12 protein-coding genes and 1 pseudogene are annotated in these 12,422 nt (G+C 69.1%); 8 read left to right on the top strand and 5 right to left on the bottom strand.

What is annotated here, in order from left to right; all coding sequences use genetic code 11:
• Nucleotides 1-2: 2 nt before the first annotated feature.
• Nucleotides 3-989 carry an NAD-dependent epimerase/dehydratase family protein gene (locus tag ACTG4X_RS01690; RefSeq protein WP_440533124.1) on the bottom strand — a complete coding sequence of 329 codons (987 nt, stop codon included), beginning with the start codon at nucleotides 987-989 and terminating at the stop codon, nucleotides 3-5.
• 95 nt (nucleotides 990-1,084) lie between these two features.
• On the opposite strand from ACTG4X_RS01690, the gene ACTG4X_RS01685 reads away from it, so the two are divergent.
• The 5 genes from ACTG4X_RS01685 (at nucleotide 1,085) to ACTG4X_RS01665 (ending at nucleotide 6,143) form a co-directional block, all read left to right on the top strand.
• Nucleotides 1,085-2,023 (top strand): LysR family transcriptional regulator, encoded by a 939-nt coding sequence (locus ACTG4X_RS01685; protein WP_097197476.1) that lies wholly within the window; start codon nucleotides 1,085-1,087, stop codon nucleotides 2,021-2,023.
• Nucleotides 2,020-2,511, top strand: coding sequence for a hypothetical protein (locus tag ACTG4X_RS01680; protein WP_093057018.1), 492 nt, complete (start codon nucleotides 2,020-2,022; stop codon nucleotides 2,509-2,511). Before ACTG4X_RS01685 ends, ACTG4X_RS01680 begins: the two co-directional genes overlap by 4 nt.
• Nucleotides 2,512-2,689: 178 nt before the next feature.
• Nucleotides 2,690-3,727, top strand: coding sequence for an aliphatic amidase (locus ACTG4X_RS01675; protein ID WP_097197477.1), 1,038 nt, complete (start codon nucleotides 2,690-2,692; stop codon nucleotides 3,725-3,727).
• A complete protein-coding gene (locus ACTG4X_RS01670) occupies nucleotides 3,724-4,542 on the top strand; it encodes a CbbQ/NirQ/NorQ/GpvN family protein (RefSeq protein WP_440533123.1) in 819 nt (272 codons plus the stop codon). Before ACTG4X_RS01675 ends, ACTG4X_RS01670 begins: the two co-directional genes overlap by 4 nt.
• A complete protein-coding gene (locus ACTG4X_RS01665) occupies nucleotides 4,539-6,143 on the top strand; it encodes a nitric oxide reductase activation protein NorD (RefSeq protein ID WP_440533122.1) in 1,605 nt (534 codons plus the stop codon). Before ACTG4X_RS01670 ends, ACTG4X_RS01665 begins: the two co-directional genes overlap by 4 nt.
• On the opposite strand, the gene ACTG4X_RS01660 is transcribed toward ACTG4X_RS01665, so the two are convergent.
• The gene (locus tag ACTG4X_RS01660) at nucleotides 6,130-7,020 is read right to left on the bottom strand and encodes a LysR family transcriptional regulator (RefSeq protein WP_093057022.1); all 891 of its coding nucleotides are present in this window, start codon (nucleotides 7,018-7,020) and stop codon (nucleotides 6,130-6,132) included. The two genes, ACTG4X_RS01665 and ACTG4X_RS01660, sit on opposite strands and share 14 nt — an antisense overlap.
• Nucleotides 7,021-7,126: 106 nt before the next feature.
• Between ACTG4X_RS01660 and ACTG4X_RS01655 the strand changes: the two genes are divergently transcribed.
• The gene (locus tag ACTG4X_RS01655; protein ID WP_093057023.1) at nucleotides 7,127-7,321 is read left to right on the top strand and encodes a DUF1127 domain-containing protein; all 195 of its coding nucleotides are present in this window, start codon (nucleotides 7,127-7,129) and stop codon (nucleotides 7,319-7,321) included.
• Nucleotides 7,322-7,357: 36 nt separating this feature from the next.
• Nucleotides 7,358-9,013 (top strand): hypothetical protein, encoded by a 1,656-nt coding sequence (locus ACTG4X_RS01650; RefSeq protein ID WP_440533121.1) that lies wholly within the window; start codon nucleotides 7,358-7,360, stop codon nucleotides 9,011-9,013.
• Between the two features lie 28 nt (nucleotides 9,014-9,041).
• Here ACTG4X_RS01650 and ACTG4X_RS01645 read toward each other — a convergent pair.
• The 3 genes and pseudogenes from ACTG4X_RS01645 to ACTG4X_RS01635 form a co-directional block, all read right to left on the bottom strand.
• Nucleotides 9,042-9,608, bottom strand: a pseudogene (locus ACTG4X_RS01645) (uracil-DNA glycosylase family protein); the annotation flags it as partial.
• Between the two features lie 6 nt (nucleotides 9,609-9,614).
• On the bottom strand, nucleotides 9,615-10,445 hold the full coding sequence (locus ACTG4X_RS01640; protein WP_097197482.1) for an isocitrate lyase/PEP mutase family protein: 831 nt from the start codon (nucleotides 10,443-10,445) through the stop codon (nucleotides 9,615-9,617).
• 49 nt (nucleotides 10,446-10,494) lie between these two features.
• A complete protein-coding gene (locus ACTG4X_RS01635) occupies nucleotides 10,495-11,412 on the bottom strand; it encodes a LysR substrate-binding domain-containing protein (protein WP_440533120.1) in 918 nt (305 codons plus the stop codon).
• Between the two features lie 127 nt (nucleotides 11,413-11,539).
• On the opposite strand from ACTG4X_RS01635, the gene ACTG4X_RS01630 reads away from it, so the two are divergent.
• Nucleotides 11,540-12,406, top strand: a complete 867-nt coding sequence (locus ACTG4X_RS01630; RefSeq protein ID WP_440533119.1) for a fumarylacetoacetate hydrolase family protein — start codon at nucleotides 11,540-11,542, stop codon at nucleotides 12,404-12,406.
• Nucleotides 12,407-12,422 lie beyond the last annotated feature (16 nt).

Below are 12,422 nucleotides of genomic sequence, written 5' to 3'. Positions count from 1 at the left end.
GATCAGGCCGCCACGGCCACCGGCGCCGTGGCCAGGCTGCCCATGCCTTCCAGCGCGGCCTCCACTGCCTCGTCGAGCGGCGTGTGCGGCTCACGACCCAGGAAAGCAACCAGCTTCGCGTTGTCCATGCCCACGGGCGTTTGCCACAGGTAGCGCATCTCGCGCATTTCGCGGAAGGTGGTGACGAAGGGCGAGGCCAGCGCCAGCAGCCACCACGGAAAGGCCGACACACTCACCTTGGCACCTGTGCGGCGAGCAACTACCTTGCGGATGGCATCGCTCATGCGCGTGCCTTCGGCGTCCCAATGGCCGGCCATGTGGAATCGGGCGAAGGCTTCGAGCCGGTCACGCCGCGCCAGCAGCTCGACCATGGTGCGGGCCACGTCCGGCAGGTACGACCACTGGTGGCCAATGCCGGCGCGGCCGGGATAGCTCACGCCCTTGACGGGCTGGCCCGCCTTCACCAGCCCCTGCGAGAACCAGTTGTTGCCGGCCTTCGGTCCGAAGAAGTCGCCAGCGCGCACGATCAGCACGCGGGCACCCTGGCGGCTGGCGTCTTCGAGGCGCCGTTCCATCTCGACGCGGATCGCGCCCTTGCGCGTGGCCGGATGCTGCGGCGAGTCTTCGGCCAGCAGCGGGAAGGCATCGGGGCCGAAGTTGTAGACCGTGCCGGGCAGCACGATCGTCGCGCCTTCGGCCTTCGCGGCGGCGATGGTGTTGTCGAGCATCGGCAGCACCAGCTCCGACCAGCGGCGGTAGCCCGGCGGGTTGACCGCATGCACGATGACCGAGCAGCCCTTCGCGGCCTGCAGTACGGCCTGCGCATCCATCGCGTCGCCGGCCAGCCAGGTGATGCCGTCCCTGCGTCCTTCGGTCGCGCCGCGCTTGAGCGCGCGCACCTCCCAGCCCGCATCGCGCAGCTGGTGGGCTACCTCGCCGCCGATGCCGCCCGTTGCGCCAAGAACCAGAACCGTGTCGTTGCGTGCCATGAAATGCTCCAGAACAGTTGTCGATGGAGGAATTCTGGGTTCGGCAGGGTTCAATTGGAATTGCCGAACATAAGCCATCGGCCATACATTTATGTATGACTTCGAATATTGGCTGGGAGCTGTACCGCTCCTTCCTCGGCGTGCTGCGCGAGGGCTCTCTCTCGGGCGCGGCGCGCGCGCTCGGCATCACCCAGCCCACGGCCGGGCGCCACGTCGCAGCGCTCGAAAAGGCGCTGGGCGTGGTGCTCTTCACACGCTCGCAGACCGGGCTGCTGCCCACCGAGGTGGCGCTGTCGTTGCGCGCGCATGCCGAGGCCATGGAAAGCACCGCCGCCTCGCTGGAGCGGGCCGCCAGCAGCCAGGGCGAAGGCGTGCGCGGCGTGGTGCGGGTGTCGGCCAGCGAGGTGGTCAGCGTCGAAGTGCTGCCGCCCATCGTGGCGCGGCTGCGCGAGGCGCACCCGGCGCTGAAGGTCGAGCTGGTGTCGACCAATCGCGTGCAGGACCTGCTTCAGCGCGAGGCCGACATCGCCGTGCGCATGGTGCGGCCCAGGCAAGAGCAGCTGCTGGCGCGCCGCATCGGCAACATCGAGTTGGGCTTCCATGCGCACCGCGACTACCTCGCCCGCCACGGCACGCCGCGCAAGCTGGAGGAACTGGCCGCGCATTCGGTGATCGGCTACGACCAGCCCTCGGCCTTCGTGCGCAACGCGGGCAAGTCGCTCAAGGTCTTCTCGCGCGATGGCTTTTCGCTGCGCACCGACAGCGACCTCGCGCAGCTGGCGCTGATCCGTGCGGGCGCGGGCGTCGGCATCTGCCAGGTGGCGCTGGCCAGGCGCAACGACGCGCTGGTGCGGCTGATGCCGCGCACCTTCTCGCTGAAGCTCGACACCTGGGTCACGATGCACGAAGACCTGCGCAACAGCCCGCGCTGCCGCGCCGCCTTCGACGCACTGGTCGAAGGCCTCTCGCTCTACATCGGCGGCCCTGCGGCAGAGGCGAAAATACCCCGCGCCAGACCAACGACACCCGAATGACCGACCCGACAGACTCCGACACCCTCCCCCTGCAGGAAGACCGCCTCTGGCGCGACGACCGCTGGACCGCCCGCATCATCAAGAACGAGGAAGACGACGGCTGGGCCGTCGAGATGACCCGCCACGGCGACCCCGAGCCGGCACTGGTCGGCCCCTGGACCATGGGCCGCGACAAGAAGAATCCGAAGCCGCTCGACGGCCCCGCCTTTTCCACGCTCGTGAAGACCGCCGCCGAAGTCATCCGCCGCCACGAGCAGCAGCTGCACGCCACGCTCAACAAGAGCGTGACCGTCACCGCGCGCAACGACCAGCGCATTCGCGTGGCCCTGGGCATCGTGCCCGACGAGGACAACCCCTCGGCCACGCTCACCGCCTATGACGACGCCGACGACTCCGAGCTCGCCAGCGTCAACGTGTCGCCCGCCTTCAGGCTCACCGCCTCCAGCGCCACCGCCTGGATCGAATCCGGCTACGCACGCCCCCGCTGAACACAGCACCCACCGCAATCAGCGAAATGACGTATGTGCAGCCCGCGCTGAGTTGAGAACAATCGGCTTCGACGACACGAACCCGTTGCACCGCAGACAGACAGGCCCGAACCGGTTGAACCCCGGTTCGGGCCTTTTTGTTTGTTTTCTTTCTCAACCATCCTTCAGGAGCAGCGTCATGAGACATGGTGATATTTCGAGCAGCAACGATTGCGTGGGCGTCGCGGTCGTCAACTACAAGATGCCCCGCCTCCACACCAAGGCCGAGGTGCTGGACAACGCCCGCAAGATCGGCGAAATGCTGGTCGGCATGAAGAAGGGCCTGCCGGGCATGGACCTGGTGATCTTCCCGGAGTATTCGACGCACGGGATCATGTACGACGCCAAGGAGATGTACGACACCGCGGCCACCGTGCCGGGCGAGGAGACCGCGATCTTTGCCGACGCCTGCCGCCGCGCCGACGTGTGGGGCGTGTTCTCGCTGACCGGCGAGCGCCATGAGGAGCATCCGAACAAGGCGCCCTACAACACGCTGATCCTGATGAACAACATGGGCGAGATCGTCCAGAAGTACCGCAAGATCATGCCGTGGGTGCCCATCGAGGGCTGGTATCCGGGCGACTGCACCTATGTGAGCGATGGCCCCAAGGGCATGAAGATCAGCCTGATCATCTGCGACGACGGCAACTACCCCGAGATCTGGCGCGACTGCGCGATGCGCGGCGCCGAGCTCATCGTGCGCTGCCAGGGCTACATGTACCCGGCCAAGGAGCAGCAGATCATGGTGTCGAAGGCCATGGCCTTCATGAACAACACCTACGTGGCCGTGGCCAACGCGGCGGGCTTCGACGGCGTGTACTCGTACTTCGGCCACTCGGCGCTGATCGGCTTCGACGGCCGCACGCTGGGCGAATGCGGCGAGGAAGAGATGGGCATCAACTACGCCGAGCTCTCGATGGGCCTGATCCGCGATGCGCGCAAGAACGGCCAGTCGCAGAACCACCTGTTCAAGCTGGTGCACCGCGGCTACACCGGCACCATCAACTCCGGCGACGGCGACAAGGGCGTGGCAGCCTGCCCGTACAACTTCTACACGAAGTGGATCAACGACCCCGAGGGCACGCGCGAAATGGTGGAGTCGTTCACGCGCAGCACGGTGGGCACACCGGAGTGCCCCATCGAGGGCATTCCGAACGAGCCGGCCCAGCACCGATGAACGCGGCGGTTCCCGATCCGCTGGCTGCCTACCGCATCGAGACCGAGCCCTTCTACCGGCCCGCGGGCAACGAGGTGGCGCTGTACCGGCAGGCGTACCGCCACCGCATGCCGCTGATCCTGAAAGGCCCGACCGGCTGCGGCAAGACCCGCTTCGTGGAGCACATGGCGTGGTCGCTGGGCCGGCCGCTGGTCACGCTGGCCTGCAACGAGGACATGACGGCCTCCGACCTCGTCGGGCGCTACCTGCTCGACGCCAACGGCACGGCCTGGCACGACGGGCCGCTGACACTCGCCGTGCGGCACGGCGGCATCTGCTATCTCGACGAGGTGGTGGAAGCGCGGCAGGACACGACCGTGGTGATCCACCCGCTGACGGACGCGCGGCGCATCCTGCCGCTCGACAAGAAGGGCGAGTTGGTGCGCGCGCATCCCGACTTTCAACTCGTGGTGTCATACAACCCCGGCTACCAGAGCAGCGCGAAGGACATGAAGCCTTCGACGCGCCAGCGCTTCGCGGCGCTGGAATTCGACTACCCCGACAGCGCGCTCGAAGCGGAGATCGTGTCGCACGAAGCCGCCATCGAACTCGACCTCGCGGCGAAGCTGGTGGCCATCGCGCGCTGCTCGCGCGAACTGAAGCACCGGGGGCTCGACGAAGGCGTGTCGACGCGCATGCTGATCTATGCGGGCGTGCTGATCCGCGACGGCGTGACGCCGCGCGAGAGCTGCGAGATGACGATGACGCGCGCACTGACCGACGACCCCGACATGGCGAGCGCGCTACAGGGCTTTGTCGAAGCGCAGTTCGGATGAACGCTGCGTTGTCGCTGCTGGCCCGTGGCCTTGCCGGCATCGATGTCGAAGTTCAGGCGCTGGCCGGAACGCGCGCCGTGCTCGTCGGCAAGCGCCTGTTGCTGCCTGAAGGCACTGGCGAAGAACGCTTGCGCCGCGCCATGGTCGCGCATGCGGTCGCGCACCTGCGCCACTCCACGCCCGCCCGCCTGGCGCGTGCGCTCAAGCCCATGGGCATCGCGGTGGCCTCGGCCATCGAGGACGCCCGCGTCGAACGCCTGCTGTGCCGCGACTTCCCCGGCCTGCACGGCTGGTTCGCCGAATCGCTGGCGCCCGTGCCCGACCCACTGGACCTGGGCTTCGCGGCGCTCGTCGCGCGCATGGACCGCATGCTGATGCTGCCCGCATGGCAGGACGACAACCACTGGGTCAACAAGGCTCGCCGCCTTTTCGACGAAACCGTCGCACGCACTGGCCTTGAAGACTGCGACGCCTTCCGCGCCGTCGCCTCCATCCTTGCCAACGACCTCGGCCAGATGCGCGTGCGCTTCGAGCCCCGGGACTACGCGGTGCCCGCGCCCTACCGCGACGACAACAGCTACCTCTGGGATTTCGGTGACGCCGATACGCCGCCGGATGAGACCATCGCGCTCCAGCAATCGGGTGCGCTTGGCGAAGGCAGCAGCAACCCCTCAGCCGGCGGCGTGGATGAGATGGAACTGGGCCGCTACACCTACCCCGAATGGGACCGCAAGCTGGAGCGCCTGCGCCCCGACTGGTGCACGGTGATCGAGAAGCTGCCCGCATGGCAAGGCCTCACCACACTGCGCGAGCAAGCCACGGCCGACAGCAAACGCATCCCTCCGCTCGCCCCGCCCCGCGCCCGCCATCTCGACCGCACGCACCGGCTGCGCCGCCAATGGGAAGGCGACGACATCGACCTGAACGCCGCCATCGAAGTGCTGATCGACCGCCGCCTGCGCCTGCAGCCCGACCCCCGCCTGTTCATGCGCCCCGGCAAGGGCCCGCGCCCTTCGAGCCTGCTCGTGCTGCTCGACCTGTCGGCATCGGCGAACGATGCGGGCCCGCACACCGTCTCGCTGCTCGACATCGAAAAGCGGGCCGCCCTGCTGCTTGCCGCATCGAACACGCAAGGCATCGACCGCCTCGCGATCCACGGCTTTTCGTCGAACACGCGCGCCGAGGTCTATTACTACCGCCTGCTCGACTTCGGCCAGCCGCTCGACGCCGCGTCGCGCGCCACCATCGGCGCGGTGCGCGGGCGCTACTCCACTCGCATGGGCGCCGCGTTGCGCCATGCCACTTCGCACCTGCGCGGCGAGCCCGCGGGCCAGCGCGCGATCCTGCTCGTGACCGACGGCGCGCCTTCCGACATCGACGTGCACGACCCCGGGTACCTGATCGAAGACGCCCGCCAGGCCGTGGCCGAGGCGCGCGAAGCCGGCGTGCACACCGCCTGCATTGCGGTGGACGGCGCAGCCGATGCCTATGTGCGCCGCATCTTCGGCTGGCGCAACCACGGCATTGCCGACGATGTGCGCGCGCTCCCCCAGCGCCTGGCGCGCATGAGCGCCCGGCTCGGGATGCTCAGGCCTGGCTGAACGCCGTCAGCACCTCCAGCACGCTCAGCGTCGCGCCGTCGAGCATCGCGTGCTGGCGATGCGCAATGCCCACGCGGCGCGTGAGCTTCGGGCTCACCGGCAGGATCTGCATGCGGTCGTTGCGCACCGTGTCGGTGGACTGCTGCAGCGGCAGCAGCGCGGCGCCATAGCCCGCCGCCACCAGGCTGCGCATGGCCGCGTCGTAGTTGAGCTCGATGCGTGCGCGCGGCGCGAAGCCGGCATCTGCGAACCACTCCATCGTGAGCCGGTACATGTGCGTGGTCGCCTCGTTGAAGATCAGCGGCTGCGTCGCCAGCCAGGCCGGCGTGACGCGCCTGGGCGCCTTCCAGCGCTGCGGCACGAAAGCCATCATGGGCTGCTCGCACCACGGCGTGACGACGATGCCGCGCAGCGGCGGCTGCGGAATGGCGACCAGGCCGATGTCGAGCGTGCCTGCCGCCAGCCGTTCCATGGCCTCGTAGGAGCCGCGGATGCTCACTTCGACGTCGATGCCCGAATGCTCCTCCCCCAGCGCTTCGAGCACCTGCGGCAGCAGGTCGACCAGCACGCCGGTCGAAGTGCCCAGGCGCACGCGGCCCACGCGCCCTTCGGCCTGGCGCTTGACTGCTTCGACGGCGTCGTCGGTGTCGCGCAGCAGCTTGCGTCCGCGCTCGACCAGCGCCGCTCCGGCGGCCGTGGGCGTGATGCGCCGGTTGCCGCGCACCACCAGCGGCGCGTCGAGGCGCGATTCGAGCTCGCTGATGTGCAGGCTCACCGTGGGCTGCGCCAGGTGCAGCGCCCTGGCCGCCGCCGAGAAGGTGCCGAGATCGACGATGGCGATGAGGGTGCGCAGTTGATCGAGGTTGAGCTGTCGCATCGGGTCGCCTCACTATCAGTAAAGGTGATGGAAAGTGTCAGAAATCTCAACTTCCACAATAGCATGCACCGCCGGAAGATGAGCGCTCCCAACCAAGGAGCCCATCGTGACCGCGCCCAAGCCATCGTCTTTTCATCAACGCCTGATCCATGCCCTGCGCGGCTGGCGCCGCCGGGTGGTGAACAGCCGCCGTGCGCACGCCGACTCGCGGCAACTGGCCGGCATGAGCGACCATGATCTGCGCGACCTGGGTATCGGGCGCAGCGAAGTGCCCGAGCTGCTGGACCGCCATCGGCACTGATCAGGTTCTGCGCCCGTTTTGAGGTTCAATTCGGGCGTGCCCAAGCCTGCTCTCCTTTCCATCGAACTCACCTCGCCGCAGTCGGTCAACGGCCGGCGCGCGGCCTTTCAATCGCTCTGGCTGCTGGTGCGCATGCAGCATGCGCACGATGCCGGCGCCGGTGTCGTGCGGCTGGCCGACCTGCGCGGCGAAGTGTCCGATGCCAGCACCTTGCGCATGGTCGTGAGCCGCGCGTTCCGCGACTTCAAGGCCTGGAACATCGAGGTCGGCTGGGGCGAAGACACCCAGCGCGAGCCTCGCTTCCTGAATGCTGAGCGGCGCAGCCAGGGCCCGTTCTGGCTGCCCGCCGCCGAGGCGAAGCGCGTGCGCGTGCTGGTGCAAGGCCGCGCGGCCACGGCTGCCGAAGTGGCGTCGTTCCTCGGCCTGCGTTCGCGCAAAGCCCAAGCCACCGGCTCGCCGCCGCCCGACGCGGTGCATCTGCAGGACGCGGCTTTCTGGAAGCAGCTTGTCGCCTCGCAGCAGGCGGCGCGGCAGGGCCGGCTGATGGCGCCGGTGGCGGGCGGGAACGGCAGTGGCAACGGAAGCGCGCTCGAATCGATCCGCCTCGCCGGCACGCTGGCAGCCACCGACTTTCAGCGCGCGCTGGTCACGCTCAACGAGGCCATGCTGTGGCGCCGGCTCGGCGACAACGAGCAGGCGCGTCGGCGGCTGCAGACGTTGAAGAAGCAGCGGCTCGCGCACCACGTGGCGGGCAACGACTACCTCGGCGCGATGGAATGCATCGTCTCCGCATGGTGTGCCTACACCGCGCGCGACCTGCCGCTGGCGCAGTCGCTGTTGAGCGGCATGGCCGAAGATGCGGCGCGCGGGCTGGTGCTGCGGCACCACCCCGACGTGCGCTTCGAGTGGTGCAACCTGTGGGCGCTGGTGTGCCGCTCGCGCGCGCTGGCGCTGTCGGCCGAAGACAAGCCTGCCTCGGCCGCGCTCGCCGAAGAATCGCTGCGCCGCTTCGGCGAGGCGCTGGCAGCCGCCTTCGAATCGCACTCCTTCGACGCGGCGCAGCACGTGGCCGCCAACATGGGCATGGCCGCATGGCTGTTCGATCGCGTAGGGTTGTCCGACCTGCCCGCGCTCGCACACGACGGCAAGGCCGACACCACGCGGCGCGCGGTGCAATGGATCGCCTTCAGCGAATGGCTCTGCGGCCACACCGACGGCCAGGGCCGCTCGGCGTGGAATGCGATCTACCTGATGCGCATCGCGCGCGGCCACTGCCGGCCAGAGAAGCAGCCCACGCTCGCGCAGTTCCGTGCGCAGAAGCCACTGGACCCGGCCGCCATCTCGAAGCTGGCCGGTCCGCTCGCCGATGCCTTCGATGCGACGAACTGGCCCGCGCGCTGGGTCGACGTGGCGCAGGCGCGGCTTGCCGACCACCAGGCGGGGCGCCGCCGCTACCCGGGCCTCCAGCACTGCAGCCTGCTGTTCGAACACGCCTGGTATGCGGCGCACGCGGGCGACCTGAAGGCGGCGGAACAATCGCTGGACCTGCTGCGCGAAGCGCTGCCCCAGCTGGTGCCGAGCGACCGCGCGTACTTCACCGAATCATGGAACGACGCGCTGCCGGCCGAGCTGGTGCTGGAGGCGAAGCCGCCGCGCCGGCCTGCGGCGCGGCGCGCGAAGTCAACGCCCTAGTTGCAGGCAGCGATGGCGTGGGCGAAAACAGCGCTTCCCGCACCCGCTCGCGCAGCACCGGCAGCACATCGCTCTCGAACCACGGGTGGTGCTTGAACCAGCCCGTGTTGCGCGGCGAAGGATGCGGCAGCGGAACAAAGCGCGGCGCATAGTCGGCGAAGGCCTCCACGGTTTCGGTGACGCTGCCGCGCGCCGTCTTGCCGAGGAAGTGGCGCTGCGCGTACTGCCCGATGAGCAGCGTCAGTTCGATGCGCGACATCTGCGCGAGCAGCCGTTCGTGCCACAGCTCGGCGCATTCCTTGCGCGGCGGCAGGTCACCGCTGGCACCGCGCCCCGGGTAGCAATAGCCCATCGGCATGATCGCAATGCGCGTCGCGTCGTAGAACACGTCGCGGTCGATGCCGAGCCAGCGGCGCAGCTGCTCGCCACTCTTGTCGTCCCACGGCACGCCCGTGCGGTGCACGGTCATGCTGGGCGCCTGGCCGACGATCAGCAGCCGGGCGCTCGCGCTGGCCTGCACCACTGGCCGCGGGCCCAGCGGCAGATGCGCCTCGCACACGCGGCAGGCGCGGATCTCGGCGAGCAGCGCATCCACGGTGCCTCAGCCGGCGAACGGGCGGAAGAAGGCGTTGAGCTCGGCGCCCGGTGCGGCATCTGCAAAGCCGTCGAAGCGCCCCTGGTCGGCCAGCGTGCGTGCAGCGCGGATGAAGCCGCCCCAGGCCGCGCGCGCCATGCCGCCACCCACGCTCACGCGGCGCACGCCAAGCCCGGCGATGTCCTGCATCGTGAGCTCGCTGGCCGCACCCACCAGCAGGTTGACCGGCTTGCCTCCTGCGGCAGCGACCACGGCGGCGATCTGCTCGCGGGTCTTGATGCCGGGCGCGTAGAGGCAATCGGCACCCGCGTTCGAATAGGCCTTGAGCCGCGCGACGGCGTCGGCCAGGTCGGGTCGCCCGGCGAAGAAGTTCTCGGCGCGGCCGACCAGCAGCACGTCGGCGCCCGATGCATCGATGGCCTTGCGCGCGGCGCGCATGCGCTCGACCGCCACGTCGATGGAAAAGAGCGGGTCGGCGGCGTTGCCCGTCGAGTCTTCGATGGACAGGCCCGCCACGCCGGTCTCGATCGCGAGACGCACGCTCTCGGCCACGCCCTGCGCATCGGCGGCAAAGCCGTTCTCGAAGTCGGCATTTACGGGCAGGTCGGTGGCTTCCACCAGCTCACGCAAGTGCGCCAGGATGAGTTCGCGCGACATCGCCCCATCGGCCTGACCCTGCGACCACGCAAAGCCCGAGCTGGTGGTGGCCAGCGCCTTGAAGCCCAGGCCTTCGAGGAAGCGCGCGCTGCCCGTATCCCAGGGGTTCGGAATGACGAAGCAGCCTTGTTCGTGAAGGGCGCGGAAGTCGGCGCGTTTCTCGGCGACGGTACGGGTCATTGCAGTGCCTCGATTTGCTTTGCGGGAGTTGGAACGAAAGAAGGGTCGGTCAGGATAAGCCTGTCCGCGCGACAGCCTCGCCCGGCGGGTTTTGCAGCAGGTAGTCGATGAAGGCGCGCACCGCCGGCAGCATGCCGCGCCGGGAAGCGAACGCGGCCTGGATCTCGCTGGTCGCACAGGCCCATTCGCCGCACACGCGCACCAGGCGGCCTTCGGCGAGCGCATCGCGGCACATGATTTCGGGCAGCAGCGCCAGGCCCATGCCCTGCTCCGCGAGATGCCTGAGCGCGAACATGTCGTCGGTGACGAAGTGCGGCGTGAAGCCGAATTCCTGCGCCTGCGCGCCGCGCTCCAGCGTCCAGCGGTAGCGGTCGTTCTCGGCGGGCAGCGACAGCACGGGCCATGCGGCCAGGTCGGCGAGCCCCTGCGGCGCGCCAAGCTGCGCCAGCAGCGCGGGGCTGGCCAGCAGCACGTCGACGGTGGAGCCCAGCGGCCGGGCGATGAGGCTGGAGTCCTCGAAGGGCGGGCGCCGCACGCGCAGCACCACGTCGATGTTCTCCTGCATCGGATCGACGCGCCGGTTGCTCACTTCCAGCTGCAGCCGCACGCCGGGGCAGGCACGCATGAAGGCCGGAATCAGCGGCGTGAGCCAGAACTGCGCGAGGGTGAACGGGCAGCTCACGCGCAGCAGGCCCTGCGGCTGCGAGGTGGCCTGGCGCAGCACGTCGAAGGCTTCGTCGCCCGCCGCCACCGTGGCCTGGCAGCGCTCGTAGAACTCCCGGCCCACGCCGGTGAGCAGCAGGCGGCGCGAACTGCGCTGCAGCAGTCGCACGCCCAGGCGCTCCTCGAGCCGCGAGATGCGGCGGCTCAGGCGCGACTTGGGAATGCCCAGGTGCCGGCTCGCTGCGCTGAAGCCCTGCTGCGTCACCACGTGGGCGAAGAGCGCCAGGTCGTTGAGGTCTTCCATGTCTCTCGTTCTGTTTTTCGTTCCACCGGCAGAACGATCCGTTCATGCCGGGCGAATTGTTCTGCGTTCGTTCCACCAGCATCATCGATCGCTCCCTGTCGGTCAACCACCCGTTCCAGCACACGCCATGAAACTCGCCAGCTTCCACCACCGCGACGCCCTTCGCTTCGGCGTGGTCCGAAACGAGGAAATCGCCGACCTGACGGACCAGCCCGGCGCGCCGCCCGGGCTGCGCGAGCTCCTTGCGCGCGGCGACGAAGGCATGGCGTGGCTGCACGCTGCGCTCGCGGAAGCACCCCGCGTGGCACTCGCCGGCGTGCGGCTGGCGGCGCCCATTCCCGCGCCGCAGAAGTTCCTGGGGCTCGGCGGCAACTACGCCTCGCACCTGGAGGAGGCCGCGAAGCTGGGGCTCGTGCGGCCACCGGGCCAGGTGTGGTTCAACAAGCAGGTGTCGTGCGTGGCCGGCCCCTTCGATGCGGTGCACAAGCCCCGCGTGTCCGACCAGTTCGACTACGAGGGCGAACTCGGCGTGGTCATCGGCAGGCGCTGCCGCCACGTGCGCGCGGAAGACGCGATGGCCATGGTCGCGGGCTACGTGGTGGTCAACGACATGAGCGTGCGCGACTGGCAGATGCGCGCGCCCACGCACACGCTGGGCAAGTCCTTCGACACGCACGGCCCCTTCGGGCCCTGGCTGTTGACGCGCGACGAGATTGCCGACCCGCACGCGCTACGGCTGCGCACCTGGGTCAACGGCGAGCTGCGGCAGGACGGCAACACCGCGCAGATGATCCACCGCATCGAGGCCATGCTGGTCGAACTGAGCACCGCCTTCACGCTGGAGCCGGGCGACGTGCTGAGCACCGGCAGCCCCGCTGGAGTCGGCGGGCTGATGGACCCGCCGCGCTACCTGGTGCCGGGCGACGTGGTGCGCGTGGAGATCGAAGGCATCGGCCACATCGAGAACCGCGTGATTGCCGAACCCGCCGGCTGAGCGTTGCGCCCCCCAA

This window comes from Variovorax sp. YR566 (assembly GCF_051992195.1).
GTDB lineage: Bacteria > Pseudomonadota > Gammaproteobacteria > Burkholderiales > Burkholderiaceae_C > Variovorax.
This window is presented reverse-complemented; position numbering and strand designations above follow the sequence as displayed.

Bases quoted from the DNA above. Each gene is read 5' to 3' on its own strand.
- ACTG4X_RS01690 (WP_440533124.1), bottom strand. From the start codon at position 989: ATGGCACGCAACGACACGGTTCTGGTTCTTGGCGCAACGGGCGGCATC.
- ACTG4X_RS01685 (WP_097197476.1), top strand. From the start codon at position 1,085: ATGACTTCGAATATTGGCTGGGAGCTGTACCGCTCCTTCCTCGGCGTG.
- ACTG4X_RS01680 (WP_093057018.1), top strand. From the start codon at position 2,020: ATGACCGACCCGACAGACTCCGACACCCTCCCCCTGCAGGAAGACCGC.
- ACTG4X_RS01675 (WP_097197477.1), top strand. From the start codon at position 2,690: ATGAGACATGGTGATATTTCGAGCAGCAACGATTGCGTGGGCGTCGCG.
- ACTG4X_RS01670 (WP_440533123.1), top strand. From the start codon at position 3,724: ATGAACGCGGCGGTTCCCGATCCGCTGGCTGCCTACCGCATCGAGACC.
- ACTG4X_RS01665 (WP_440533122.1), top strand. From the start codon at position 4,539: ATGAACGCTGCGTTGTCGCTGCTGGCCCGTGGCCTTGCCGGCATCGAT.
- ACTG4X_RS01660 (WP_093057022.1), bottom strand. From the start codon at position 7,020: ATGCGACAGCTCAACCTCGATCAACTGCGCACCCTCATCGCCATCGTC.
- ACTG4X_RS01640 (WP_097197482.1), bottom strand. From the start codon at position 10,445: ATGACCCGTACCGTCGCCGAGAAACGCGCCGACTTCCGCGCCCTTCAC.
- ACTG4X_RS01635 (WP_440533120.1), bottom strand. From the start codon at position 11,412: ATGGAAGACCTCAACGACCTGGCGCTCTTCGCCCACGTGGTGACGCAG.
- ACTG4X_RS01630 (WP_440533119.1), top strand. From the start codon at position 11,540: ATGAAACTCGCCAGCTTCCACCACCGCGACGCCCTTCGCTTCGGCGTG.